The 25638-nt window shown below is 62.4% G+C and carries 22 protein-coding genes; 7 read left to right on the top strand and 15 right to left on the bottom strand.

All coding sequences use genetic code 11. The annotated features are described in order from the left end of the window. The 10 genes from EO094_RS03280 to EO094_RS03235 form a co-directional block, all read right to left on the bottom strand. Positions 1-1011, bottom strand: a complete 1011-nt coding sequence (locus tag EO094_RS03280; protein ID WP_128290885.1) for an aldo/keto reductase — start codon at positions 1009-1011, stop codon at positions 1-3. 519 nt (positions 1012-1530) lie between these two features. Then, positions 1531-2013 (bottom strand): PNPOx family protein, encoded by a 483-nt coding sequence (locus EO094_RS03275; RefSeq protein ID WP_128290884.1) that lies wholly within the window; start codon positions 2011-2013, stop codon positions 1531-1533. Then, positions 2014-2595 carry a UbiX family flavin prenyltransferase gene (locus tag EO094_RS03270; RefSeq protein WP_128290883.1) on the bottom strand — a complete coding sequence of 194 codons (582 nt, stop codon included), beginning with the start codon at positions 2593-2595 and terminating at the stop codon, positions 2014-2016. Positions 2596-2614: 19 nt separating this feature from the next. Next, a complete protein-coding gene (locus EO094_RS03265) occupies positions 2615-3625 on the bottom strand; it encodes an ABC transporter substrate-binding protein (RefSeq protein WP_128290882.1) in 1011 nt (336 codons plus the stop codon). Positions 3626-3643: 18 nt separating this feature from the next. After that, positions 3644-4420: an ABC transporter ATP-binding protein gene (locus tag EO094_RS03260; protein WP_128290881.1), complete on the bottom strand. Its 777-nt coding sequence runs from the start codon at positions 4418-4420 to the stop codon at positions 3644-3646. Positions 4421-4433: 13 nt separating this feature from the next. Beyond that, the gene (locus tag EO094_RS03255) at positions 4434-5228 is read right to left on the bottom strand and encodes an ABC transporter permease (protein WP_128290880.1); all 795 of its coding nucleotides are present in this window, start codon (positions 5226-5228) and stop codon (positions 4434-4436) included. After that, entirely contained in the window at positions 5225-6325 is a 1101-nt protein-coding gene (locus EO094_RS03250) for a pyridoxal phosphate-dependent aminotransferase (protein WP_164879542.1), read from the bottom strand. The genes EO094_RS03255 and EO094_RS03250 overlap by 4 nt, the downstream gene beginning before the upstream one ends. Beyond that, positions 6322-7050 carry a maleate cis-trans isomerase family protein gene (locus EO094_RS03245; protein WP_128290878.1) on the bottom strand — a complete coding sequence of 243 codons (729 nt, stop codon included), beginning with the start codon at positions 7048-7050 and terminating at the stop codon, positions 6322-6324. Before EO094_RS03245 ends, EO094_RS03250 begins: the two co-directional genes overlap by 4 nt. Then, complete coding sequence (locus EO094_RS03240) at positions 7035-8066, bottom strand: DUF4392 domain-containing protein (protein ID WP_128290877.1); 1032 nt, start codon at positions 8064-8066, stop codon at positions 7035-7037. The genes EO094_RS03245 and EO094_RS03240 overlap by 16 nt, the downstream gene beginning before the upstream one ends. Beyond that, positions 8053-9405, bottom strand: coding sequence for a UbiD family decarboxylase (locus EO094_RS03235; protein WP_128290876.1), 1353 nt, complete (start codon positions 9403-9405; stop codon positions 8053-8055). The genes EO094_RS03240 and EO094_RS03235 overlap by 14 nt, the downstream gene beginning before the upstream one ends. A gap of 112 nt (positions 9406-9517) precedes the next feature. Here EO094_RS03235 and EO094_RS03230 point away from each other — a divergent pair, with 112 nt between their 5' ends. Then, positions 9518-10324: an IclR family transcriptional regulator gene (locus EO094_RS03230; protein ID WP_164879541.1), complete on the top strand. Its 807-nt coding sequence runs from the start codon at positions 9518-9520 to the stop codon at positions 10322-10324. On the opposite strand, the gene EO094_RS03225 is transcribed toward EO094_RS03230, so the two are convergent. After that, a complete protein-coding gene (locus tag EO094_RS03225) occupies positions 10319-10798 on the bottom strand; it encodes a 4'-phosphopantetheinyl transferase family protein (RefSeq protein ID WP_128290874.1) in 480 nt (159 codons plus the stop codon). The two genes, EO094_RS03230 and EO094_RS03225, sit on opposite strands and share 6 nt — an antisense overlap. 829 nt (positions 10799-11627) lie before the next feature. Here EO094_RS03225 and EO094_RS03220 point away from each other — a divergent pair. Continuing rightward, complete coding sequence (locus EO094_RS03220) at positions 11628-11972, top strand: hypothetical protein (RefSeq protein WP_128290873.1); 345 nt, start codon at positions 11628-11630, stop codon at positions 11970-11972. A 490-nt stretch (positions 11973-12462) separates the two neighbouring features. On the opposite strand, the gene EO094_RS03215 is transcribed toward EO094_RS03220, so the two are convergent. Next, a complete protein-coding gene (locus tag EO094_RS03215; protein WP_164879540.1) occupies positions 12463-13671 on the bottom strand; it encodes a glycosyltransferase in 1209 nt (402 codons plus the stop codon). Between the two features lie 331 nt (positions 13672-14002). Between EO094_RS03215 and EO094_RS03210 the strand changes: the two genes are divergently transcribed. Continuing rightward, complete coding sequence (locus EO094_RS03210; protein ID WP_164879539.1) at positions 14003-15334, top strand: glycosyltransferase; 1332 nt, start codon at positions 14003-14005, stop codon at positions 15332-15334. Next, positions 15304-16755 carry a lipopolysaccharide biosynthesis protein gene (locus EO094_RS03205; protein ID WP_128290870.1) on the top strand — a complete coding sequence of 484 codons (1452 nt, stop codon included), beginning with the start codon at positions 15304-15306 and terminating at the stop codon, positions 16753-16755. The genes EO094_RS03210 and EO094_RS03205 overlap by 31 nt, the downstream gene beginning before the upstream one ends. A gap of 53 nt (positions 16756-16808) precedes the next feature. Here the strand turns inward: EO094_RS03205 and EO094_RS03200 are convergent, their stop codons facing one another. The 3 genes from EO094_RS03200 to EO094_RS03190 form a co-directional block, all read right to left on the bottom strand. Continuing rightward, the gene (locus EO094_RS03200) at positions 16809-18266 is read right to left on the bottom strand and encodes an O-antigen ligase family protein (protein WP_164879538.1); all 1458 of its coding nucleotides are present in this window, start codon (positions 18264-18266) and stop codon (positions 16809-16811) included. 184 nt (positions 18267-18450) lie between these two features. Beyond that, on the bottom strand, positions 18451-20427 hold the full coding sequence (locus EO094_RS03195; RefSeq protein ID WP_128290868.1) for a tyrosine-protein kinase domain-containing protein: 1977 nt from the start codon (positions 20425-20427) through the stop codon (positions 18451-18453). Next, entirely contained in the window at positions 20417-21157 is a 741-nt protein-coding gene (locus EO094_RS03190) for a sugar transferase (protein ID WP_128290867.1), read from the bottom strand. The genes EO094_RS03195 and EO094_RS03190 overlap by 11 nt, the downstream gene beginning before the upstream one ends. A gap of 181 nt (positions 21158-21338) precedes the next feature. On the opposite strand from EO094_RS03190, the gene EO094_RS03185 reads away from it, so the two are divergent. The 3 genes from EO094_RS03185 (at position 21339) to EO094_RS03175 (ending at position 25613) form a co-directional block, all read left to right on the top strand. Beyond that, positions 21339-22553, top strand: coding sequence for a polysaccharide biosynthesis/export family protein (locus EO094_RS03185; RefSeq protein ID WP_164879537.1), 1215 nt, complete (start codon positions 21339-21341; stop codon positions 22551-22553). Positions 22554-22718: 165 nt separating this feature from the next. Continuing rightward, positions 22719-24359, top strand: coding sequence for an amino acid adenylation domain-containing protein (locus EO094_RS03180; RefSeq protein WP_164879536.1), 1641 nt, complete (start codon positions 22719-22721; stop codon positions 24357-24359). A 42-nt stretch (positions 24360-24401) separates the two neighbouring features. After that, on the top strand, positions 24402-25613 hold the full coding sequence (locus tag EO094_RS03175; RefSeq protein WP_128290864.1) for a thioesterase domain-containing protein: 1212 nt from the start codon (positions 24402-24404) through the stop codon (positions 25611-25613). Positions 25614-25638 lie beyond the last annotated feature (25 nt).

The raw sequence follows: 25638 nt of genomic DNA, 5'->3' as shown, positions 1-25638 counted from the left end.
CTAAGGCGCTCCACATGAGACGCCGAATTCCTCGGTGTCGATCTCACCTTGGACGGCGGCGCTGTAGCGCGCTCCGCGCACGGTCTTCTCGTTGATCAGGGCATCGAGACGTGGAAGCGCTCCGGCAGGCAGGACGATATCGCCCGCCTCGGCATTCTCCCGAAGATGCGCTCTCGACGTCGTACCCGGGATCGGAATGATGTCGTCGCCCTTGGCGAGAAGCCAAGCCAGAGCGACCTGCGCCATCGTGCAGCCGGCGTCGTCGGCAATCTCCTTGAGACCGTCGATGAGCTGCATATTGGCAACGAAATTGGCCCCCTGGAATCTCGGCATGTTGCGGCGCAAATCCCCGGGCTTAAGTTTCGCAGGATCGCGCAGCTGGCCGCTCAAAAGGCCGCGCGCGAGAGGCGAAAAGGCAACAAATGTAATGTCGAGCTGTCGACAGGCTGCCAGCATCGCGATTTCAGGATTGCGCGTGAAAAGCGAATACTCGCTTTGAACCGCAGAAATCGGATGCACCGCATGGGCGCGCACCAGAGTGGGCACCGAAACTTCCGAGAGGCCGACCGCCTTGATCTTCCCTTCCTGGACGAGCTCCGACAACGCGCCCACACTCTCCTCGATCGGCACCACTTTGTCCCAGCGGTGCAGATAATAGAGGTCGATGACATCCGTCTTGAGGCGCTTCAGGCTGTCTTCGCAGGCGCGCTTCAACCGCTCGGGGCGATTGTCGATCACACGGCTCCCGTCATCTGCACGGAAGATGCCGCACTTGCTGGCGAGCACGAACTCGTCCCGCCGGCCATTGAGAGCCTCGCCGATCAACGCTTCGTTGGCCCCGTATCCGTAGATCACCGCGGTGTCCAGGAGACTATATCCACACTCAAGCGCCTGATTGAGGAGACGTTCAGCATCCGCGCGCGCCAACGGCGCCCCGTAAGCGTGCGAAATGCTCATACACCCAAGACCAACGGCCGATACGGAATAGCGCCCAAGCTTTCTCTGCTGCATTCGCAGATGATCCTTTGGCTAATCAATTCTCTCAGACAACAAGATAAACGATTTTTGTTTCATTATGCAGGCAGCAACTCACACTCTGTATCGCTTTAAGATGCCCCGCCGCCGAGGCACAACGAACTTGAGACACCGACACCACGGCAATTCTCGCAACCGCGTGGATCCTGCCTGCTGCAACCGGAAGATATATAAACCCAGGGTCGTGGCTCGACCATGAGTCTATTGTCGCAGAGAGCTCGCTCTGCGAGATGTCTGGTCGATCATTTCTATTAAAAATAAGGTGATAGCCAAAGCCGGAGCGCATTGAACCGGCACCATCACATGTCACTGCTGGCGCGGTCCGGGCTGACGCACAACCTTTTCGTGCAGACGGGATTCAAGTGGAACCTGCTCCAGCGCTTCTGCCGTATCGCGGTTGCGGGAGAAACGGGAGGCACCTGCACGAGCGCTTCGCCGTCGTGCAAGGCGCTTGGAAGCGGTGCGACGGAGGAGATTTCCTCTCCACCAAGCTGGTCAGTCTTTGCGGCTCCAGAGGATTTTCGCGCCGAAGCCGAGACTGTTGTCGGTGTATTTGAGAAAGTCCGCCGCGAGGAGCCAGACCGGAGCCGGCATCTTGCTCGCAACGGGGAAGCGCTCTTCATAGAGAGCCCGCACCGTGCTGGCAGACGCTTCGGGGAGACATGTCGCACGCGCGGAGAATTGCACGCCCTTAATATCCTCGACCTTCTCCGGCTGCCCCGCGACGCAGCCCGCCACCTGGTCTCGTACGCGCATCATCTCCGCATGGCGGGTCGAGCCATCGGTCAAGATTACGAACGAAGCCGATTGCGGCAGCCATAGATAGAAGCAGTTCGCGGCCCAAACCTCCTCCCCGTCCGAGCAGGCAAGCGCGAGGACGTGGTGCGAGGCGAGAAACGCGTTGATGCGGGGGTCGGGAAGAGCGTCCTCCGCCAGCCGGTCGAGCTCAGCATCCCCGTTTTCGCCGCCTTCCGACATTCAGGCCTCGGCGTGTGGCGTCGGCTCGCCCCAGCGACGGACCTTGTCGTTGTGGAGACCGAGAAGGTCGAGGGCGCGAGCCACACTTTGTTCGACCATATCGTCGAGCGATCGGGGCTTGGCATAAAACGCGGGAACCGGTGGCATGATGATCGCGCCGGCTTCCGTCGCCTGGGTCATCGTGCGGAGATGCCCGAGATGCAAAGGTGTCTCGCGGACCATGAGGACGAGACGCCGGCGATCCTTCAAGACGACGTCGGCGGCGCGGCTCAGGAGCCCTGCCGTAACACCCCAGGCAATTTCGGAAAGGCTGCGGATCGAACACGGCGCCACCAGCATCCCCTCCGTGCGGAAGGAACCGCTGGCGATTGCCGCGCCGATGTCTTCAGGCTTGTAAACGACATCGGCGCGGGCGTGGACATCGGCCACTTTCAGGTCCGTCTCGTGCGCCAGAGTGATCTGTGCGGACTTGGTCATCACCAGATGCACTTCGAAGTCGAGCTCCCGAAGCAGGTCGAGAGCCCGAACCCCGTAAATGACACCGGATGCACCACTGATACCGACGACGAGACGCTTGCGCACGAGGACTTACCTACCTCTTTCAGTTCTTCGGGAGGAAATCGTTGGTGTAATAGACCGAGACGTCGTCCACCGTCTTGGTCAGCCCACCGAATTCCGCCATCAGCTCCTGCGTCTGTTCGAAGCGCGCCTTGTCGGAATAGCCGATGCCGTGCTCTTCGGTCACGTCAGAGGTCATCAGCTCCGCCGTCGCCTTGAGCTTCTCCACCGCCACGTCCTTGTCGCGGGTCGGCGAACGCTTGATCAGGGAGTCGATCGCCTCCTCCGGATGTTCCAGAGCGTAGGCATAGGAACGCAAGGTCGCCTTGACGAAGGCGGCGACCATTTCCGGATCTTCTTCGATCGTATCGGTATTGGCGGCCAACGCGTCGCCCATCGTGTCGATGCCGAAATCGGAATACATGAAGTAGTCGACATCATCCTCGGTGGTCGCCTTCATGCCGAGATAGGAATCGTTGGAAAAGCCGGTCAGCGCTGCGGCGCGCTTCGCCAGGAATGTCTGATTGCGGGTGCCGCCGTCCGTCGCCACGATCTTGACGTCGTTACGCTCCACGTCGTTACGAGCGAGAAGCGCATAGAGCATGGTCGTGGTCGTATCGCCCTGCAATGTGGCGACGGTCTTGCCGACGAGATCGGCCGGCTTCTTGATGTTCTCTTCCTTCCAGCTGATCACCGCGTTGGGGCTCACCTGGTAGAGCTGCGCCACGATGCGCAGCGGCATGCCCTGGGCCGCACCCAGCATCAGCGAGGGCGGATCGATGATGGCAAAAGTGTCCTGCTTGTTGGCGACGAGCTGCATGGACGATGTCACGCCCTTGCCCTCGAGGACTTCCACATCAAGGCCTTCTTCCTCGTAGAAGCCCTTGTCGACCCCCAGGAGGTACGGCGAACGGTGGCCGTTGTAGTTGAAGGCGAGACGGACGGTGACTTTTTTGAGGTCTTTGTCCTGCGCCAGGGCCTCGGTCATCCCCGCGGGAAGGGTCAATCCGAGCGCCGTCGCGCAGACAAGAAGAGTGCGTCGCGTGAGTTTCATTCGATCCTTCTCCAAATATCAGTACTTCTTCAGCACACCATGTGCCTCGAAGAGGTGGCGGATATGGGCGACTTTCTGCGTGAACTTCTCGCTCTCCATAATGTCTGGTGTGCGCTGGAGGGGGAGATCCACCTCGATAATCTCAGCAATTCGACCAGGCCGTGGCGTCATGACCAGCACACGCTGGGCCAAGAGAACCGCCTCCTGAATATCATGCGTGACGAACATCACGCTTTTGTGGGTGCGAAGCCAGATGTGATGTAGCTCCATCACCATCTGTTCGCGCGTCAGCGCGTCGAGCGCCCCGAAAGGCTCGTCCATCAGAAGAAGCGAAGGATTGTGCACGAGCGCACGGCAGATGGAGACTCGTTGGCGCATGCCGCCCGAGAGCTCGTAGGGATATTTCTCCTCAAAGCCGGCAAGCCCGACAAGTTCTAAAAGCTCGCGTGCCTTGCCTTCATACTCGCTCGTCCTGAGGCCGCGCATCTGCGGCTGGATCATCACGTTCTGAAGGACGCTGCGCCAATCGAGCAGCGCATCGGTCTGAAAGACGATGCCGATGTCGGTGACGGCCCGATCGATAACCCGGCCCGCCGTCTTCACGCCCCCGGAGGTCGGACGCTCCAGACCGGCGGCGAGAGACAGGAGTGTGCTCTTGCCGCAGCCGCTCGGCCCGAGGACGGCGAGAAATTCACCCTCGGCGATAGAGAAGCTGACATCGTCGAGAGCCTTCACCGGCCCGCTGGATGTCGTGAAGGTCTTGCTGACGGCGGAAAAATCGAGGGCGGGCTCCATTGTCACCGTCTCCTCACGAGCGCTGCGAGACATGCCAGGGAAGCGCCAGGCGCTCGGCGAGATCGACGAGGGCGAACAACAACATCCCCATGACGCTCAAGACGATCAGGATACTGAAGGAGAGCGTCACATCGAGCGAACCATTCGCCACGATGAGCTGATAGCCGAGCCCGCTGTCGGCGGCGACGAACTCCCCGACGATCGCCCCGACGATGGCGAGTGTCGAAGCCACCTTCACGCCGGCGAAGATGTTCGGCAGAGCTGCCGGCACCTGGAAATGCAGGAAGACCTTCCAGCGCGAGGCCCCGGTGGAGCGGGCGAGCCAGGCGATTTCCTTGGGCATGGAGCGAAACCCGACGAGGGAATCGACCAGGATCGGGAAGAAGCAGATGAGGAAGGCAATCAGGATCTTGGGAAACAGCCCAAAGCCGAACCAGACGACGAGCAGCGGCGCGATCGCCACCTTCGGCACCGTCTGCGAGGCGACGAGAAGCGGATAGAGCATCCGCTCGACCAGTGGGAACTGCGCCAGGATCGCGGCAAGCGGGACGCTGATCACGATCGACAGAAGAAAGCCGATCAGGACCTCTTTGGCGGTGACCAGAGAATGGCTGAAGAGCAGTCCGAAATCGGAATAGATGCGCTCGGCGATCGCCGAAGGCGGCGGCAGGAGATAGGCGGGAACATCGCCGAAATATGTGACCGCCTGCCAGGCGAGGACGACGGCGAGGCACAGTATGAGGCTGTCGAAGGGCAGGCGCGCCTTGCCCCGCCCCTTTTTCTCGGCCCGTCCCGACGAGGCGGTCATGGCAGCTCCTTCAAGGCCTTGATGAGCCTGTCGTTGTCCGCCCGTGAGCGCAGAGAAATGCGCAGGACATGATCCCTTTCAAGCCCGTGGAAGGATGTGGCGTCGGCGACGATGAGGCCGCGGCGCGCGAGGTTTTCGGCCGCCTCTCCCGGATCGCGCCCGCCGAGATCGAGGAGGATCATATTGGCGTTGTGGCCGCGCACCTTGAGGCGTGGATCGGACGCGATCTCCGTCAGGAAATGCGCGAACTCTTCGGCAAAGGTCGCTTTGCAGCGGGCGAGAAACTCACGGTCTGAAAGGGCCGCGATCGCCGCGTCGAGCGACGGCAAAGCGAGGTTGAAAGGCGGACGCCCGACCTCGGCGACGGCAACGAGATCCGGGCTCGCGATCGCATAACCGACACGCATGCCGGCAATGCCGAAATATTTCGAGAAGGTGCGCAGGACGACGAGATTGCGGTGATTGACGACGAGGCCGACGGCCCCCTCCTCCGCCGGATTGATCAAGGCTTCGTCGACGACCAGAATGGTCTCCGGCGCCGCTTCTGCGAGCCGCGCGATCTCGCTCCGGGTGAGACGTGCGCCGGTCGGATTGTTCGGCGAGCAGATGAAGGCGAGTGCGGGCTTGTGCGCCACGAGCGCCTTTTCGATCCGTCCCGCGTCGATCAGCTCCGGCTCGGCATTTTCCACCGCAACGATCCGGCAACCGCGCAGGGAGGCCTCGAGCTCGTAACGCGGAAACGTCGGCAGATGCACGAGGACATCGTCGCCCGCGCTCGTCCAGGCCTGCAGAATGAGCTTGATGACGTCGTCGAGCCCGGCGCCGAAGAAGAACATCGCCTCGTCGACACGGTGGCGCGCGGCAAGCGCCCGCCGCAGCTGCGAATAATTGAGGTCGGGATAAAGGTGAATGGCACCGCAGGCACGCCGCGCGGCTTCGACGGCAGCGGGCGGCGGGCCGAAAGGGTTCACATTGAGGGAGAAGTCGATGACGGCCTCGCGGGCAAGACCGTACCGCTCGGCGATCAAATCGGGCGAGGTCTCGGCTTCATAGAGGCGCGTCGAAGACATTTCGGCGCTTTGCGGGTTGAGCGTCATGCGAGCAGGTTCCCGTAACCTGTGACCGCCGGAACCCCGCCGAGAGCATTGCGGACGCCCCACAATGTGACCTGGTTGCTCGTCAAAACCGGCTTGCCGCATTCATTTTCAAGCTCCTCGGCGACCTCGAGCGCCCGCAGATCGGTGCAGCTCACGAAAATCGCCTCGCTGTCCGGCGTATCGACATCACGCACCAGCTCCTTCACACGCTCGGGCGGCACTTCGCGGATCGCCTTTCCGGAAAGCCCGAGCCCGCGCAGATTGGTCACGGTCAGGCCATGGCTTTCAAGAAAGGCCAATTCGGCCGCATTCACCTCGTCGAGATAAGGCGTCGCAAGGGCGACCTTAGTCGCGTTGAGATGGGCCATCGCTGCGACGATGCAGCGCGAAGTTGAGACGACGGGACAACCGACGCGCGCCTCGATCGAAGCGATCTGGCGGGCGAGGCCCTCCTCGCCGTCGATGAAGGAGCCGCTGGTGCAGGCGAAGGCGACAACATCGGGCGTGACGGAAGCGATGAGATCGGCGGCGGCCGCAACGCCATCGTTCATCTGACGAAGCCCCTCGGGCGTCGTCTCGCGCAGCATGACCCGCGTCGCATGAAAGGTGACATTTGGCCAGGCGATACGCGCGCAATCCGGCTCGATCACCGCATTGACCGACGGCACGATAAGGCCGACGCGGCGCCTGGAGAGAGCGGAGCCCGCGGTCACCGCTTCTGCCATGACGTCTGATAGTCTGTGACGTTGGCACCTTCCCGGCTCAAGACGACCAGCGAGCGCAACAGATCGACCATGGCCGCATTGGTGCGCGCGTCGGTCCCGTCGACATAGAGCCGGAACTGCCCGCCGACGGGGTCGATCGCGCCTGCGCGCACGCAAGCCTCGATCAGTCGCTCTTCCTCTCGCCCGTCGTGGAAAGCCGCTTCGCGTCCAGTCGAGGCGGCAAGACAGGCCGCAATCCCGTAAGCGCCCCAGTTGGAGATATTGGCGACGACCGTCACGTCGGCCGGCTGTTCGGCGGCGATCGTCTCGCCGAGCGGCACATATTCCCGGACCTCGTCGGCGACTGTGCCCATACCGAGCTCGTTGCCGAGATCGCCGATACCGATCGTGGCGATGCCACGCTCGCGTGCCATCCGGTAGAGAACGTCTGTTTTGGCCGTGAAGCCAGAGATCTCGAAACCGCCGCCGCCGTGATAATGCCCGTCCGCGCCGGCGCCCGGCCGCTCGACCGCGATGACGGCTTTCGGCTGATAGCGGTCGAGAATTTCGGCCGCCGCGCGCTCCGCCTCGGCCGCATCGACAGGAAAGTCGAGGAGTGCGCAGCGATTGCGTCCGGAGCCGAGGGTATCAGGCGTGGCCGGGATCAGACCCGCAGCCGAAAAACACGCCTCCATGCAGGGCACGACAGAGGCCTCGGAGATACCGATAGGCACGGCGCCGAGAGCGATGGCAAGGGCGCGCGCCAGAACGGCCGCGCCGATCGGCCCATCCGTTTCCGGCAGCCCGTAATCTCGCATGATGAAGCCGCTCAAGACGAGGACCCGGTCACCTGGCCCCACGCGATTCTCCAGAAGGCGCGTAGCGGTGAGCGTCACCGCCTCCCCGCCAGCTTTCTCCCGGGCCCGCGCATAAAGCTTCAGAAGCGGAATGCCTTTCAGGATCGTCCAATTCGACATGGGCGCCGTGACCAGATGGTCGATCGCCTCGCCGATATTCTCGAGGCTAACACCCGCCATCGATATACTCCTCCAGACGCACGTCAGATTCTCCCGGAAAGCGTCGTCGCTCGAACAATTTCTTCATATGCAGCGGCACGGTCGCATCGATGCCGATCTTGCCGCGATGCACCTCCCGCACGTCCTCGCGTGTATAGCTCGGCACACGCGGAAAAACGTAAACGCCGGTATCGGGCGTCGCACGCGTTTGAATCGCCCATAGAACATCGGCCGCGTTGAAAGGATCAACGTCCTCATCGACGACAACGACAACTTTTGTCCACGAATAGGCAGCAATAGCCGCAAGCACGGCATTCTTCGACTGATCCTCGCTCTTCTTCTCGATGGAAATCACGCAGCCAAAGACATAGCCAGGAGTGGCGATGTCGCGGATGCGCGGCACGAAGGACGAGACTTTTTTGTAGATCTCGGTCTGGATCGGAACGCCGACGAGATTGAGATCTTCGGTGCCGCCGGCGAGGATCGCATGATAGATCGCATCGCGGCGCCGCGTGATGGCGGTCACACGAAAGACGTGGTTCTTCATCACCGGCACATAACCGTCGGTGAATTCGCCGAAGGGACCCTCATCCTCGCGCACGCCGGCGATGACTTCCCCTTCGATCACCATCTCCGCATCCGCCGGCACATCGACGGGGATCGTCTTGCAGCGCGTGACGCGCAAGGGACTGCCCTGCCAGGCGCCGGCCACTTCCAGCTCATCCACTTCGAAGGGCACTTTCGAAGCGGCTGAAAACATCACTCCCGGAGGCGCTCCGATGACGATGGCGCAGGGAAGATTCTGCCCTTTTTCCTCCGCCACCTGATGATAGCGCCCAAGATGCTGAGGCGGCATCATCCGCACCCGCATCCGGTCGCCGCCAACGAGCTGGCAACGGTTCCATGAGGCATTGTAGACACCGGTCTCCGGATGCGGCGCGATCAACACACCGGCCGTCAGATAGGCCCCGGCATCGAGCTCCGAGAACACCACCTGCGGAATATCGCGGGAGACGTCGACATCGGCGCCAGCCACGACGACTTCCTGAACGGGAGCCTCGTCTACTCTTTCCGTCGGAAGACGCTGGTTCTCCAACTGGACGAGCGAAGAAAGCAGATCGGCTTCTTCGAGACCGAGAGCAGCCGCCACGTGGCTGCGGAAACCGAAGACATTGGTTACGACCGGCTGGTCGGAACCGGCAACGGAACGAAACAGAAGCGCTTTGTTCTCGCTCTTCTGCATTTGCCGCATGACAGCCGTCAGTTCGTGCTTGGGATCAACTTGCCGCGAGACGGTTGCAAGGGCGCCTCGCGCCTCGAGTTCTCGCACCACCTCACGGAATGCCGTTTTGGCCTTCATCAAATCGTTTCCTGTTGTTGCGCATTGCGCAACGCTGTTGCGTTTAGCTATGATTGACTTTCATCTGACAGAGGTCAAGCACGAGATGCCTCGAAAAGGTCAGAATGCAGCGATGCCCAAGAATTCAGCAGAACCAGCCGCCCGCCGTCCCGGGGTTGTCGCCGCAAGGCACGCCGTGGAGGTTCTGCGCTGCGTGTCGCAGGCAGGCGGAAGTATCGGCATCAACGAGATCGCGCGCCGCATCGGGCTCCACAAAAGCTCGATTTCAAGGGTCGTCGCCACGCTCGAAGACGAGGGGCTTTTGGAGCGCGAGCCGGCGAGCGAACGCATCATCCTGGGCATAGGCCTGATCGCCATCGCAGCGCCGATCCTCACGAGCCGCGGCATCTCCACGATCGCACACAAACACATGGAGCGGCTGGCGCACGACACAGGCGAGACGGCGAGTTTCAGCGTCTGGAACGGGCTGGAAGCGATCAGCCTCGACCAGGTCATCGGCACCAACGCGATTACGCATTATGCAGGACCCGGCCAGAGCAACGCACCCCACTGTACGGCGTCGGGCAAGCTGCTACTGGCCTTCGCGCCCGAAGCGGAGATCGAAGCGATCCTTGCGGAAACCCTGCCGCGCCACACACCCTGCACAATCACGGACCCGCAGGCACTTCGCGGCCAGATCGACGAGATCCGTATGCGCGGCTTCGCCATCAATCGCGGCGAGCTTTCCGAAGATGCCGGCGGCATTTCCGCAATCGTGCGCGACCTTCAGCACCGCCCTGTCGGTGCCATCACCATCACGCTGCCCATGTACCGCTTCGACGAAGCCCGTCAGGATGAATTGGTCAGGCAGGTCTGCAACGCCGCGTCACGGATCTCTCTGGAGATGGGCTACACGGAGGGCGGTCCAGGCAAGTTATGAGGCCTTAATCCGACCCACGTCCGACCACATCCGGCATGCCTCGTTCAGATATTCGCGGCAAAGCGAGAAAGAGAGCATCCGCAGACCTTCCCGCGTCACGGCCACCGCCCCGACAAACCCCGGCACCGGCACAAAACTCCGAAGCTCATAAGAGCCGAAACCTGGCACCGCACCGTTTCGTGCCGCGAGCCGGCGTCCCTGCCGCTCGAAAGTGAGAACGACCTTGGCGGGATCAACCGACAGACCAAGACCCGACGCCTTCAACACTGCCTCTTTCCAGACCCAGATCTGAAGCAGAACGGAACGGTCGGGAGAGAGGCCGAGCAGGTGAAGCTGCTGCTCCTCCTCCGCAGAGAGGATCCCACGGAGCTCGATATGTCCCGCCGTTTCCGCTTCGATATCGATCCCCACCTCCCCGCCACGGCACAGTGCGACGGCAGCGAGGTCGCCAGCATGCGCGAGATTGAACGCCATGTCGGCGCCCAAGCCGAGGTCAGGCTTCCCGCACCGACCTTCTTTCAAATTGACCTCCGAAGGCTCGCCCCCGAGATAACGGGCCAGCAGAAACCGGAGACCATTGCGGGCCGCGGCAAAGCGGATCTGAGCATGAGGCTCAGACAGCCCTGCGCAGCGATCTCTCTCCTCAGGGGTGAGACAGTCACCGCACGCACTCAGGAAATCGCCGTCGAGCCGCCAGGTCCAGATATGGATGTCATCTTCAGCCAGCGAAGGTGACACGGCATCACCCACTCCGGCGGAGTAGAACCCCGCTCATACCTGCTTCTCTCTCGATGAGACCTCCTGCCTTGCTCCCCGGGAGGGCAATTCGATAGGCCGCGACCTGCGGCAGGAGGACACCGATATTCAGCGCATAGCTCGGGTAAAAAGGAGAGAGGAACGTCCGAGCAAATTCGAATGGAACGGCCATCCGCTCGGGATCCGGCACCCGACACGAACCACTTTCTGCCGAGGCGGCACAGCCCACCACACAATACAAGGCGAACCAGCACCCGGCAGCAGCACAGACAAGCAAGAGGCCCCGATACGCCAACATATCCTCGACACCTTCAATCCGCAGCGGCATCGGTCCGAGACGGCAGGGGTCGCGGATTACGTAGGCTGGCATCACATCAAGAAAATAGAAAAAGTCAACAAAATGTAGCAATAGAGGCCGCAATTTTATCCTATTGCTCTAGAAATTCGTGCCCCCATAAACAAGATTTAGGCAGGGAACCAACGATTCGGGACGCCCGGCAGGCCACCTGAGGTCTCCGATCACCAATCCGGAGGGAGAATTGCGAACATGATGATGCGGCCGTTCCTGGAGAGGCCTGAGTACGACATCCTCTCACCGGAGGCGAAAGTCAGATACCTGGAGGCGCAGCGCGATTATTGCCTCGCCGCGGCGGCTGCGCTCGACGAGGCGATCGCACAACTCCGCCCGGGCGGGCAGGCCAGCCCTGTCGACCTCAGCGCGTTCAACCCCGCCTGGAAAAAGGGCGACCGGCTGACGCGCCTCGGTAAGACTGCGGTCTATGCCGCCTTCGATCGCGGCATGAAGCAGATCGAAGTGGCACGGCTGTTTCAGATTTCGACACCAAGCGCGCATCGCATCCACACGATCTGGGAAAACGATCGCCGCTCATAGCTCCCTCTGAGCGGCGCCCCCCGAAGTCGCGCGCTGCCGACGCGGAAACATCAAGCGCGCCACGAAGTATCGCCACTCAGTCTCCGAGTAAGGCCCAGACCGAAATTAAAGTAATTCCGCCACCCGGGGCCTGAATTCCCCGCACCAATCCGTTGGAGGGACCATGGGATAGACCCGCTTCAATTCCAGCGGGCGACCATGTGACCCTTCGGAAAAGTGCGGCGGGTAACGGCGGCATTCCCCGGCAAATTTATTGCCTTGACGCGCCCAGAAACGGCATTGCTCACAGCTTTCGCCAGTGGAGATATCGCGACACGACATAAACACGCACCTACAAGCAATCACCTCGGAAAATTATATGGAGAAATGAGAGACATAACAAGATGGATTTCAAATTGGATTAAAATACCATCTATCTTCTAAGGGAACTTTCCGGTTTCCTTGTAGATTGGAAAGATTGAACGATCGAACACCTAGCAGTATACAAAACTTAAAGCTGCATTTGCGCCGGAAACCGAGGCTTCTCTTGCCAGTCCGAAGCACGCGCCTCTGAACCGTCGCCGAGGTCTGGCTCATCGACGCTGGCGACACTGGCTTCGCTCATCCTCCGAGAATAGAGACGGACCGAGCGACCGAGAAAGCTGTTCAGCTTTGTCCGAAACTGACGGCTGTCAAAAACTTCTGCATGCCGGCGAATGGAAGCAGGATCATAGCGCTTCGGATTGAAGTGTCGGAGGGTCCGTTTGAGGCTCTCGCAGGTCTGTTCGTCGAAGAGTTCCCCGGTCTCGCCGGGAACAACCGTGTCGAGAGCGCCCCCCTCACCCAATGCGATGACGGGACGCCCGGAGGCCATGGCCTCAAGCGGCGTAATGCCGAAATCCTCCACCGAGGTGAGGATCAGGGCGGTACAATTGCGATAAAGCTCGGCCTTCGCCTCCCCATCCACGCGACCGACGAATTCGACGCTCGGCCCGGCAAGGGCCTTGAGGTGCCGCATCTCCCGGCCGTCACCGGCGACGACGAGCTTCACGCCGAGCTCGCTGCAGGCTTTGACGGCGATATCGGGCCGCTTCCAGCCGACGAGACGCATCAAGAGCAGAAAGTACTCGCCACGACCACTTCCCGGCCTGAACTCGTTCACATCGACAGGCGGGGGGATGATGGTGCTGCGACGGCGGTAGGTTTTTCGGATCCGCTGTTCCACGAGAGTGCTCGTGCTCACCCAGAAATCGACCCCCTGCGCCGCGGCCCGGTCCATGGAACGAAGCCGCGGCAGCATGGATTCCACGAGCCGCCGTTTCCAGACGCCAAAGCCCTCGCGCCGGGCATAGGCGTTGTAATCCCAGAGAAAACGGGGCGGAGAATGGCAGTAGCACACATGGCAGCTCTCGGGCGGCGTGACCACGTTGTGCGCGAAGTTGAAAGAGCTGCTGATGACGAGGTCGTAGCCAGAGAGGTCGATCGAGCTCATCAGCAGAGGATAGAGGGGAAAGAGCGCGCGGTGATGGCGCCGCACCAGCGGCAGCCGGTTGATCCAAGTGGCACGAATATCGGCCTTATGGAAAATCTCCGGAAACGCCGACGGCTCGTAGAGCGGAACGAAGACGGGAGCCTCCGGAAACATCCGCATCAGCTCCTCGAGCACTTTTTCGGCCCCACCGTAGACGGTCAGCGCTTCGTGGATCAGAGCAACCCGCATTCTCCCTCCAGACCCGAAAGCCTCACGCCCACACAAGCTCACCGCCCTCCCCGAAAGGAGACGAGCGCCGCTCTGGCACAACAACCAGCCCGACGCAGCAACCAGGCGCATGCGCCTCAGCCAAAGCACTCGCTCTGCGGCTTTCGGCAGGTCGAGCATTCGAGCCACTTTTGGGATTAGCATAATTATAAATTAATTAGCATTATATATTGACTGCGCCAAGAATATTCCGTCTTCATCTAAAAACTTAGCCAAACGGCGCCCCGTCATGAGCAGACGCTCGGCACGGCTCCGCGCCTGTGGGGCAATGGTTCAAGATGAGGGTCCCAGCATGTGTGCAGAGCGCGCCGTTCTCCATGTGAGCCGCGTCGGCTTTCTCGGCGGCGCCGAGCGCGTGATCCTGACGCTCGCGCGAGGCATGAAGCCTTACCGCTATTCCCCTGTCCTCGCCTGCCCCGGCGGCGGTGATCTTGCGGCGGCTGCCCGCTCGCTTTCGATCCCGCTTGCGGATTGCGGCTTCGAGCGGATGCGCGCCACCTCGGACCCTCTCGCACTATGGAACTATCTCCAGGCGTGGCGAGCCGGCAGCCGCCAGATTGGACGACTGCTCGCCTCCGGAGAGATCAAGCTCGTTCACGTTCACCACCCGGTCGGTGCGCTGTACGCGCTCCCCGCCGCCCGTCGCCTCGGCATTCCGGTCGTCATGCATGTGCATGAAGTCCTGCCCATCAAACCACAGCACCGCCTCGCGCTCCGCTGGACCGCCCGTCATGTCGACCGCTTCATCTGCGTTTCCGGAGCGAGCCGTGAACTTCTCGAGACGATCGGCGTCTCCCACGAACGCATCGAGATCGTCCCGAACGGCGTCGATCCGGCGTTCATCGAGAAGGCGGCCAGAGCACGCCCGGCCGCACCGATCGTCGACAAAGGCGCGCGCTACAATATCGGCATCTTCGGCGTCATCGAGCCGCGAAAAGCGCAGCATATTTTCCTTGAGGCTGCCGAGAAGATCGCAGCTAAGGAGCCCGGTGCGCATTTCTGGGTCGTCGGCCCGCTCGCCCTCAAAGACAAGGAAGACTACGCAAATCGTCTCCATCACATGGCGGAGACCCCGGCCTTGCGCGGCCGCGTCAGCTTCACCGACTTTCAGACCGACATGCCATCGTGGATGGCCGGGATGGACGTCGTGGCGTTGACCTCAACGAGCAACGAATCCTTCGGCATGGTCCTCGCCGAGGCACAAATCGTGGGCCGACCGGTCGTCGCCACGGATATCGGCGGCGTGCGCGAGGCCGTCTGCACGGAGACGGGAGGCACTCTCGTCCCCAGGGACGACGCGGACGCCGTGGCCGAGGCCGTGCTCGCGGTCCTGAGACAGCAAGAGCACGTACCTGCCTCTTTTGTCGCGAGCATAGCGCGGAAGCAGTTTTCGCCGGACGTATTCCGGGCCCGCATTGCCGAGATCTACGAGAGGGTTCTCGGCGACCGCAGGATGCGGCTCGCCTGCGAAAAAACAACCTCGGGTCGGCGCAGGCATCCGGGCCTGTTCGCGGCCTCTCGGCCGGGCTCCTCACAGGCGAACCCGGCTCTCATCAAAGGCAATCCCGGCACCGCCAATCAAGACGGGCCCGAATGCACCCGAAAGCCCGCCCTGTGGTTGTAGGAGCCGATCAGGCGAAAGCCGACATCGCGGCCGTCAACATCGCGCCCATCAGTGGCGATGGCGCCACGGCCGCCCCATCCATGCGCACCATTCTCGCCGCGAGCCTCCTGCATCTGCCGGGCCGGATCCTCAAAGCGCCCACCGCCATCTATGCCGTCATGCAATCGATGGCGACCTTTGCCGCCATCCTCTTCGTCAACATCGTCACCGGCATCATCACCGCGCGGCTCCTTGGGCCGGACGGTCGCGGCATCTATTCCGCGGTCGTGCTCTGGACGCAGTTCCTGGCTTTGATCTCCACGGCCGGCATCGGCGCCGCCACGACCTATCATGTGGCCAAGAACCGCGATGACCGGGCAAGGATCGCGCAGATCGCTTTTGTACTGGCGGCCGGCTGGGGAAGCCTCGTTCTGACGGTCGCGCTCCTCGCGATCCCCCACCTGATGACGCAGTACGATCAGCAAGCGATCCTCTACGCCCGCATCGCAGCTCTTGCCTCTATCTTCGGCGGTTCGCAGGCGCTTCTGTGCTGCGTCCTCATCGGGTTGGGCGCCTTCACCTTCAACAATTACGGCCGCCTCGCCCCCAACCTTTTCTATTTCTTCGCGCTGATGGGAGTGCTGGGCTTCGCCGACCTGAATTGGCAAGCCGCCGTCCTGGCCTCGATTGCGGGGATCAGCCTGGCTCTCGTCACGCAGATTCCGGCCTTCTTGGTCCGCATGGGCGTCGCACGAGGCGATTTTCGACGCCATGCACGATCGATGCTCTCCTACAGCCTGCGCGCCGGGCCTGCCGACATCGTCACCACCTGTGCAGAATATACCGACCGTCTGATCCTGATCGGCCTCGTCGCCCCTGCCGAGCTCGGCTTCTATGTGATCGCCTTCAGCTTTTCACGCATCGCCATGGCGTGGATCATGCCGATCAACAGCGTGCTCCTCTCCAAGATGGCGAGGGCCGAAGCGAACATTGCGAAATGCCATTTCGACCAGACCTTTCGCTTTGCCCTTGCCCTTCTTCTGATCACCTGGCTGGCAGGCATGTGGTGGGGACCGCCGCTCCTGGTGCTGCTCTACGGCCAGGAATTCGCGCCCGTGGTTCCGATCTTCCACATCCTTCTTGCCGAGGCGATCATCTTCGGCCTCGCCAATATCAGCGCGCAGCTCTTCCAGGCCTTGAACCGCCCGGGCTATGTCTCCGCCGTGGAGGCGACATGCTTTGCGGCCATGCTGGTCTCGGTTTACGTGATGGCCTCCCGCGACGGCGCACTCGGAGCGGCCTGGGCGATCCTCGCGGTCACGCTTCTCCGCCTCACCCTCATCCTGATCGGGATCAAAATCTCGCTGAAGCTGCCGCTGCCGCGTCCTTATCTGACCCTTGCGGACCTCCGCTATCTGCGTGATCGGCTCATTCATCTGTAAGAGGCCGCCAGACGACACGCTGCCGGCCATCGATTCCGGCCTCAACGCGGCAATCAGGGATGCGTTGGAAGGGTGGCGGCGATAGGGCCATCCACGACGCCGGCACCCAGCGAGCCTCGATCCTGTGATGGCAGGCGCATCTTCGCACGCGCAGCCGTGATCTGGGCCACCCCCATCCCGAGCATGAACCAGAAGACGACACCATGCTCCCCGAAAGTAGCCGGGATCAGGAGGCTCATCACGAGATAGGACACGGCGATTGCCTGCGAGGCGAGAACGAGCGCCCTCTCCTCCGCCTTCAAGGCGGCGCCCTGAACGAAGAGAAAGGCAACGACGAAGCCGATCCCGACGTAATAAACGAGAGCGCCGACGACACCCACCGCCAGCATCGCGGCTATCGGGCCGCTATCGATCTGCATCGCCTGAACGCCGCTCTTGGTGGCCGGATCGGCCCGCGATCCCCCGAGACCGGAGCCGAAAACATGCCGCTCCATTTCCTCGAACGCCGCCGAATAGACGTGAAGCCTCTCATTGGCACTGACGTCGGAGCGGGCATCGAGCATGGATTCAATCCGCTGACTGACAATCCTCGTCCCCTGGTCGGTCAGCAAGGCCATGGGCGCCACCACCACGAGCACGAGGGCGAGCGCAAGCATCGAGGTTCTGATGCGGCCGGAGCCGAGGAGAAAACAATAAGCACCGATGATGAAGATGCCGACCCAGGCGGTCCGCACCGCCGTGAGGCCGAGCGCCACGAAGCCGAGCGCCAAAGCGACCCAGCGCAGGGCGTCTTTTGAAACGATGAGCATCGACAGCGGCAGGAGCAGAAACAAGGCCAAGGATGCGGGCGAGTTCATCGTGGCGAAGACGCGAACCTTATAGGGATAGGGTTCGCCGATCGTCGGCATGAGCGTCTTCTTCATCCAAAGCGCGTCCCAGCCGGGCATGTAGCGAAACTGATAGAGCGCGTAGAGGCCGAGAACGATGCCCGCGAAGAGCGAAAACACGGTAAGATCGCGCCGCAGCTGTCCAACCCAGGAGGGGTTGCACGCCACGAACATGCCGAATGCCGCCGGCAACACCCAGAGAAGGAAATCAACGGCACCAGGGAGAAACTGGCCGTTGAGAGCGGCCAGCATCAGCCCATAGACCGCAGCGGCAACGACGAGGAGAAGCCCGGCCGACATCGGGTGACGGAGATTCGCCATGGCAAAGGCAAGGGCGCCGGCAGACGGGGCGAGCGCCGCATAAGGCGAAAGCAGCAGAGGGCTGTAATCGAGAAAGCCGGCGTGAAAATCGACCATCCGCCGGATGAACGGCGTTAGAAGAAAGAGCCAGAGGCAGAAGGCGATATACCGCCTCATATCGCCCCGCAGCAGAAAGAAGACGGCAACGGCAAGAGCCCCCGCCGGTAGAGCGAGCCGCAGGAGGCCGGCCGCGCTCGTGAACGCAGGCGCCGTCATGATCCCGATCAGCGCCAGAACCTGCACCTGCAGCAAGGCACGGCGCAAAAGCCCATCAGAAGCAGGTCCACGCGAAGCAGGCCCGCCACAAGCGGAAACGAAACGACCCGGCCCACCGCCGGCGGGCGCAGATCCGCTTGGGGAAGCACGGGCGCGCGGCGCTCCCTCGGAGACCCAATCTCGCCCAGTGTCGCTCGCCGGCGGCGGAACCGCCGGTCCCCCGGCGCTCATCCTAGGACGGAGAGGCGGCCGCAGCTTCCGGCAGGGATGCCCCGCCAACGGGCTGCGGGGTAGGATAGGCCTTCACGAGCGAGGCAGCCGTGAGGGTCGGACGCAGTCTCGTAAGCCCCTTTTGCGCCCGCGACGGAACCGGCGCGCCATGGCGCAAAATGCCTTCTTTCGCGAAAACGCTGTTGCCGGTCAGAACGACACCCGAGATCTCCGCGCGGCAGGCGCGCAAGAGTGTGATCGTCTCGTCGACGGCATCCGGCGAGAAACGCCCAATATGACAGAGAAGCAGCGTTTGATCGGCGAGCGTGGCGAGGGAGGTCGCGTCGGAGACCACGTTGAGCGGCGGACTGTCGATGACGATAACGTCGTAGTCACGTCTGAGGACTTCGATGAGCTTCGGCAAGACCGGCGATGCGAGAGCATCGATGGCCTTTGCATCACTTCCAGCAGCACTCCCGGCAGCGAGAACATGAAGCGAGGTCCCCTCGACCGCCATGATCGCGTCACGCAGCCCGGCTCGTCCCTTCCCGCCATACGCACCGAGAAGATCGCTGAGCCCGGTTTTCCCAGCCGATGGCGCGGCCGCATGGTCACCCGCCCCATGCCGGAGGTCGGCATCCAGCAGGAGAACCCTTCTCCCCGTCGCCGCGAAGCTTTGAGCGAGCGCGACCGCGGCAAGCGACCTGCCTTCCCGCGGCATCGCCGAGACGACGAGCACCACGCGCGTGGGTTTTCCGTTGTCATGAAGCAGGCGGTTCCGGACGAAACGGATTTCCTCCCAGAACCTCACACGGCTGCATCGGTTCGACGGAAGGCGGCTTAAGACGTTGAGCGAGATCGTCCCCAAGATCGGAAGACCAATACCTTCGACCTGAGCGGCATTGCGCCGCCACCGGCTTGCAAGATGATCGACCATCATTGCGACCGCGAGGCCAGCCGCGAGGGAAACGATAGCGGCAAGGAGGAGGAAAAGCGCCACCTTGGGAAAGATCTGGCGCGTCGGCACCGAAGCCCGCGACACGACTTTGGCATCGTCGGCGACGAAATCTGCGCTCTGCAGCTGGCCGTCGTGCAATCTCGATGTGGCCTCGACAAGCCGGCTTTGTGTCTGCGCCAGCGCACCCCGGGCTCTGTCGAGATCGCTTTGGAGATCCGGCAACGAATCTCCGAGCGAACCTGCCACCGGACCGGCCCCTGAACCGAAGACTGAACCAGCGAGCGGCGCGTTCCCGCCCGATACGGCTTGAGCCGATGCCAGCGCATCCATCGCCGCTTCGACCTCCGCATGCCGCTCTTGCATCTGTGCGCTCAGAAGGTCGACGACATGCTGGAGCGCGAGCGTGCGTCGCTCGACCTGCATGCCGATATAGGCCGCCGCGTGGGCGTTGACGATTTTTGCGGCGAGATGCGGATCGCTCCAGGTGAAGCTGATCAGGGCCGCCGTCGACAAACCGTCATTATAGGTGGAGAGCTTCTTCATATAGGTTTGCAGAAGCCGGTCCCGCTCGAGCTCGTCAGCACTCCAGGCCGAGGCTCGCACCTCGTTTCCCCCGAAAAAGCGCGCGCTCCAGCTCCGCAGCCTGGTTCGCCAGGACGGTTTCTCAGCAAAACTCGGCTCGTCCTGGAGATCGAGCGTCTCGATGACCCTGCGGGCAACTTCCTCGCTGCCCAGAACGGCCGCTTCCGACGCGATGATGAAGGAAGGCAGCATGGGCGAAACGGTCTTTTCCTCGGCCGTCCGTGGATCATCAACCGGCACCGAAGGGAGCAGGACGAGAGCCGTGGCGCGATAGGACGGCGTCAGTTTCGCGATCACCGCCGCCATCCCCATGAAGACGACCGCGGCGACGAGCACCACCACCCATTTGCGCCGGACGAGGAGGCGGAGCATCCACAGAAGACTGCCGGCACCGGTTTCGACGCCGGATTGAGCGGGCGTCTCCTGCGCCCCGGTGATGGAGAAAGGGTCAGTACGCATCTTTGCTGAATAACACGTAGATGATGGTCACGATGAGGATGCGGGCATCGAGGAGGAGTGAAGCTTCGCGCACATATTCCAGGTCGGAATTGACGCGCGCCTGCATCACCTCCACCGTCGGTGTCTCGCCCCGCTGCCCGCGGATTTGGGCGAGCCCGGTGATGCCCGGTCGCGTCTGCAAACGGCCAGGATAGCCCTGCACGAGCGTGGCATACGCCGCATCGAGCGACGCGACATGGGGGCGTGGCCCCACGATCGACATGTCGCCGAAGAGCACGTTGAACAACTGTGGAAGCTCATCCGCGCTCGTCATGCGCAGAAGCCGGCCGACCGGCGTGACGCGCCCGTCGCTACGACCGGCCTGGCGAAAATCCTCGCCCATCGAGAAATACATCGAGCGGAACTTGTAGATCTGAAAGGGTTGCCCTCGCAGACCGCTTCGCTCCTGGCGGAAGATGACCGGACCCCGGCTCGTGATCCTGACCGCGGCATAGATGAGCCCCATCAGCGGCAGAAAGAGTGCGATCAGCGCGAGCGCCATAACAATGTCGGCCGTCCGTTTGGAGGACGCGAAGAGATAAGGGTTGCCCTCTCCAACCTCGACATCACAGTCCCCCCTCACGAGGACAGGCATTCGCCGCGCCAGGATCGCAGCCTCCTGCACGGCAACAGGACTGGCCGACGCATTGCCGGGACGCGAGGCAAACTCGAAGTCCGAAAGCTCGCTCATCGACAGCACCAGCCTCAAAGATTAAAATTATCCTAATTTCAGTTAGACATTTGTTAGAATTCCTGTCAACATCCTCGTTAAGTCAAAACTTGAGTGAAACAGGAATGCGCCTCTCGAGCCGCACTTTCTCCACAAGTTTAAATGCGCGAGAAAGCTAATGAAACTAGTTGTTCTCATTCTTTTGCTCTCGCTCACCACCGTATCTGCGGCTGACGAACTCCCGCTGCAAGCCGGCGACACCGTAGAAATGACGGTCACTGGGGTTCAGGATCTGACACGACGCACCACGGTTGCAGAAGACGGCGTCGTTTCACTACCTCTCTTTGGAGACATCAAAGTCTCAGGGCTTTCGCCCTCACAGGTGCGCACGCGGCTGAAACACGATGCACCGGGGAAAAGTTATCGTCCAAAACTACAAAATCCTAATGGGCAGGTGGTATCGATCACGGCAGAGGACGTCTTCTTCGATCTCATTGCGAGCCGCCCCGTCTACGTTCACGGCGATGTGGGCAAACCGGGCGAAGTCACGTATCGCCCCGATCTCACGGTCCGCCAGGCGGTGACGCTGGCTGGCGGTTACGACGTGGCACGGCTGCGGCAGGCCGATCCCTTCATCGAGATGGAGAATGCCCGCACCGATTACGCAGCTCTGTGGATCGCTTTCGCGCATCAGCAGGCAACCGTGTGGCGTCTCGAAGCCGAGCTGAAGGGGCGCGACGACATCGGGCACACGGACATTCCCACCGTCCCCGTCGACCCTGAACTGATCTCCCAGATCCTCCAGACCGAAAAAAAGCAGCTCTCCCTCGACCTGTCCGATCACATTTTGGACCGCGAGCAGCTCGCCAAGACCCTGAGGGAGACCGAGCGCCAGATCGCCACGTTGGAAGAGCGGGACGACATGCAGACTGCTGAACTGGCGGCAGCCCGAGCGGAACTCGACAATCTGAAGGAGCTGGACAAGAAGGGCCTCGCGCAATCGACGCGCATCAGCGATGCGCGCCGAGCCATCTTGCTGACGAGCAGCCAGCAGCTCGAAACCACAGTCGAAAAGCTGCGCGCGACTGTCGAGCGCGACGGGCTCGCGCGCCGCTACGACACCCTCGACGCCGAGCGCGAGGTGACCCTGCTCAAAGCTCTGAAAGATGCCCGGCTAGAACTGGAGACGACCCGGACAGGGCTGCGCTCCGCGGGCCAGAAACTCCTCTATGCCGGCCTGTTGCAGTCCGACCTCGTGCGCCGCCACGCCCCCCCGGACATCATCATCCACCGCAGCGATCCGGAGGGTGAGCCACAGAGCATGCCCGCCTCCGAAGATGCGCGGCTGATGCCGGGCGATGTCGTCGAGGTGAAGCTGGAGCTGCCACGGGAGCTTTTCACAACGCAACTCAACTGATCGCACGGCGGCGGCATTTCCAAACGACGCCTCGCCGTCATTCGGAACGAACGACAGGAACGCAAAATGGCTTTCACGGGACGAGGTGCCGGCAGGCTTGCAGCACTGTTCGGCGGCAGCAATCGAGCTCAGACAGAGCGGGCGGCCGGGCGGCCGATAGGGCCTATGGAAATGGAAGATGACGCTGGAACTTCCCAGGCATCGACCGCCTCTCGCTCCGTCGTCAGCTGTTTTGCCGAGCAGGTTGCCCGGCGCCCCGCCGCCGCAGCACTTCTCGCAGACGTCGGCCCGATCACTTATCTCGCGCTCGACCAATGGTCGAACCGCATCGCCCAGGTTCTGAGGCAACGGGGCGTCGGACGCGGCGATCTCGTCCCGACCCTCACCCTCCAGAGGCCAGCCAGTGTGGCGGTCTATCTTGCCGTTCTGAAGCTTGGTGCCGCCTATGTGCCGATCGATCCGAACCTGCCCGACGCCCAGATCGGCGCGCTCTTCGCACGGTTGAACGCGCCTCTCGCAATGGCCGACGAAGAGCTGCTCGCCCGCCTTCCCGCAGGCACCGAATGGAGCGGCGACGTCGTCTGTCCGCAGCATGAGGCCGAGCGGATCGAAACTGCCGACCCTCGCCTCGAAAGCCCTCCTCCCGGCGCGGAGGATCTCGCCTACATCATGTTTACGTCCGGTTCGACGGGCGCGCCGAAGGGCGTCATGGTCCCACATCGGGGCATCGTGCGTCTGGTGAAAGACGCCCACTACGCCCGGATGGACGACAGCGAGGTCTTCCTTCAATTCGCCCCCCTCGCCTTCGACGCTTCGACATTCGAGATCTGGGCACCGCTTCTCAATGGCGGCGCACTCGCCTTCGTCGACAATCCGAAGCCCTCACCGCTCGATATCGGCGAGGCCGTTCGCCGCCATGGCGTCACCACATTGTGGCTGACCTCCGGTCTCTTCAACCTGATGATCGAAGAGGTGCCCGAGGATATCGCACCCCTCCGGCAGATTTTGACCGGCGGCGACGTTCTCTCCGTCGCACATGCCGAAAAGGCGCGCCGACTGCTCCCGCACGCGCATCTCGTGAACTGTTACGGTCCGACGGAAAACACCACCTTCACCACCACCTACACACTGCCATCGACGGGCCCGCTGCCGTCTCCGGCGCCGATCGGCCAGGCGATCTCTGGCACCACGGCGCATATTCTGGATAGCAACATGCATCCGGTCCCGGATGGCGAGATAGGCGAACTCTACACCGGCGGCCTCGGCGTGGCGCTCGGCTATTTCGCTGACACGGAGAGAACCGAGCGGTCGTTCCTCGACGATCCCTTTGCCGAAGAAAGCGGGGCGAAACTCTACCGCACCGGGGATCTCGTGCGCAGAAATGCCGCGGGAAACATCGAATTCGTCGGACGCGCCGATCTGCAGGTGAAGATCAACGGCAAACGCGTCGAGCTGTCCGAGATCGAAGCCATCCTGGAGGAGATGCCGAACGTCGCCGACGCGGTCGCGTCGGTGCGCGAGATCCGTCCTGGCGAAAAGCAGGTCGTCGCCTTCCTGCGGCCTGCGCAGGCTTGGCCCGACGAGGCGGCGATCATGGCGAGGCTGCGCCAGATCCTGTCACCAGAGGCCGTCCCGGCAAGACTGAACGTGATGGAGCGTTTTCCGGTGAACCGGAACGGCAAACTCGACCGGACCGCGCTCCTCGCGACGCTTTTTGAGCCTCCCGGAAACCCGGGCGGCGAGAACGGCAGAGAGCCGGTCATGGCGCCGGCCCAGCACAGGGTAGCGAGGGAAGAAGCCGCATGAGAGAGGACAGCGCGACCAGGCACCATCGCAGGGAGCCCGACCTTGACTGAGAACGTCTTCCCGGAGGGCGCTTTCGTTGAACCGGAAGAGCCTTATCAGAGCGATGACGCTCCGGCGCGATCGTCCGATCCTGCCTGCGGGAACGCGCCCATCGTCGCGGCTCTTTTGACGGCCTGGGAAGATCTCCTGCAGGTGACGGATATCGGCCCGGACGACGATTTCTTCGCCCTCGGCGGCTCGTCGCTCACCGCCTATCGCTGTCTTGCGCAGATCCGCAGGCTCTATGGCTGCAACATCCCGCTCGAGACCTTCTATCGCGCCCCGACCGTCACGGCGCTTGCCGAAATCATCGCCGCGAAAAGCAAGCCGCAGGCGCGCGCCATCGCCCTCCAGCCCACAGGCTCCCGAATTCCGATCGTCGCCGTGCACGATACGGTCATCTACCGCGAGCTCTCAGAAAGGCTCGGTCGCGACCAGCCCTTCCTCGCCGTGCCGATGCCGGAGGAGGTCGATCCTCTTTCCCAGTCCTATGCGGACATTGCAGCGCATTTTGTCACCGCGATCCGCCATGCGCATCCGCGGGGCCCCTATATCCTCATCGGCTTCTGCTTTGCGGGGCGTCTCTCGCTCGAAATCGCGCGCCAGCTGAAAGAGGCGGGCGAGACCATCCCTCTCGTCATCGTCGTCGATGGCTGGGCGCCAGGCTATCGCGCCGGCGGCGGGACGATGCTCGGGCGAACGGCCTTCTTCCTGCATCGCGCCTCGGCCCATCTGAGAGCGGCGCTACCGAACGGCATCTCCGGCCTCCGCGACCTCCACCGACGGAGCGACACGGTGCGCCGACGGCTGATCGCAGCGCGCAATCTCGTTCGACGTATGATGAACGAGCCGGAACAGGCGCTCGATCCGGAGGACCTTGCGATCTTCAGGGCGATCGACGCCGCGGGCGAAAGGCACGCGACGCAGGATTACCCCGGCAATGTCCTCGCCATCTGGAGCGACGATCAGCCGAAAAGCCGCTTCATCGACAAGGCCTTCGGCTGGACAGGGCTGGTCCAGGGGAACCTCAGCCACGCACGGGTGGCAGGTACCCACACGGAAATCTGGAGCGGCCTCGGCCTCGACCAGATGGCGCGCGCCCTCGATAAGGCGCTCGCCCGCTGCAACAGCCCCACCGAGGACACATCCCAGGCCGTTTGGAGCACGCACCGGCCCGAGCCGGATTGTCCCCAGCCCATGCCGCAGATCATCTGAACCGGTACGGCCGCGAGATTCTCGC

Origin of the sequence: Afifella aestuarii, from assembly GCF_004023665.1 — a bacterium.
Lineage (GTDB): Bacteria > Pseudomonadota > Alphaproteobacteria > Rhizobiales > Afifellaceae > Afifella > Afifella aestuarii.
Note: the sequence above shows the minus strand (reverse complement) of the source record. Positions and strands in the feature narration are given on the sequence as shown.

What these genes read in the sequence shown, in the direction of transcription:
- EO094_RS03245 (WP_128290878.1), bottom strand. Translation starts at nt 7,050, where the DNA reads ATGGCAGAAGCGGTGACCGCGGGCTCCGCTCTCTCCAGGCGCCGCGTC.
- EO094_RS03240 (WP_128290877.1), bottom strand. Translation starts at nt 8,066, where the DNA reads ATGGCGGGTGTTAGCCTCGAGAATATCGGCGAGGCGATCGACCATCTG.
- EO094_RS03255 (WP_128290880.1), bottom strand. Translation starts at nt 5,228, where the DNA reads ATGACCGCCTCGTCGGGACGGGCCGAGAAAAAGGGGCGGGGCAAGGCG.
- EO094_RS03235 (WP_128290876.1), bottom strand. Translation starts at nt 9,405, where the DNA reads ATGAAGGCCAAAACGGCATTCCGTGAGGTGGTGCGAGAACTCGAGGCG.
- EO094_RS03205 (WP_128290870.1), top strand. Translation starts at nt 15,304, where the DNA reads ATGCACCCGAAAGCCCGCCCTGTGGTTGTAGGAGCCGATCAGGCGAAA.
- EO094_RS03180 (WP_164879536.1), top strand. Translation starts at nt 22,719, where the DNA reads ATGGAAATGGAAGATGACGCTGGAACTTCCCAGGCATCGACCGCCTCT.
- EO094_RS03210 (WP_164879539.1), top strand. Translation starts at nt 14,003, where the DNA reads ATGTGTGCAGAGCGCGCCGTTCTCCATGTGAGCCGCGTCGGCTTTCTC.
- EO094_RS03225 (WP_128290874.1), bottom strand. Translation starts at nt 10,798, where the DNA reads ATGGCGTTCAATCTCGCGCATGCTGGCGACCTCGCTGCCGTCGCACTG.
- EO094_RS03265 (WP_128290882.1), bottom strand. Translation starts at nt 3,625, where the DNA reads ATGAAACTCACGCGACGCACTCTTCTTGTCTGCGCGACGGCGCTCGGA.
- EO094_RS03220 (WP_128290873.1), top strand. Translation starts at nt 11,628, where the DNA reads ATGATGATGCGGCCGTTCCTGGAGAGGCCTGAGTACGACATCCTCTCA.
- EO094_RS03250 (WP_164879542.1), bottom strand. Translation starts at nt 6,325, where the DNA reads ATGACGCTCAACCCGCAAAGCGCCGAAATGTCTTCGACGCGCCTCTAT.
- EO094_RS03215 (WP_164879540.1), bottom strand. Translation starts at nt 13,671, where the DNA reads ATGCGGGTTGCTCTGATCCACGAAGCGCTGACCGTCTACGGTGGGGCC.
- EO094_RS03190 (WP_128290867.1), bottom strand. Translation starts at nt 21,157, where the DNA reads ATGAGCGAGCTTTCGGACTTCGAGTTTGCCTCGCGTCCCGGCAATGCG.
- EO094_RS03275 (WP_128290884.1), bottom strand. Translation starts at nt 2,013, where the DNA reads ATGTCGGAAGGCGGCGAAAACGGGGATGCTGAGCTCGACCGGCTGGCG.
- EO094_RS03195 (WP_128290868.1), bottom strand. Translation starts at nt 20,427, where the DNA reads ATGCGTACTGACCCTTTCTCCATCACCGGGGCGCAGGAGACGCCCGCT.
- EO094_RS03260 (WP_128290881.1), bottom strand. Translation starts at nt 4,420, where the DNA reads ATGGAGCCCGCCCTCGATTTTTCCGCCGTCAGCAAGACCTTCACGACA.
- EO094_RS03230 (WP_164879541.1), top strand. Translation starts at nt 9,518, where the DNA reads ATGCCCAAGAATTCAGCAGAACCAGCCGCCCGCCGTCCCGGGGTTGTC.
- EO094_RS03280 (WP_128290885.1), bottom strand. Translation starts at nt 1,011, where the DNA reads ATGCAGCAGAGAAAGCTTGGGCGCTATTCCGTATCGGCCGTTGGTCTT.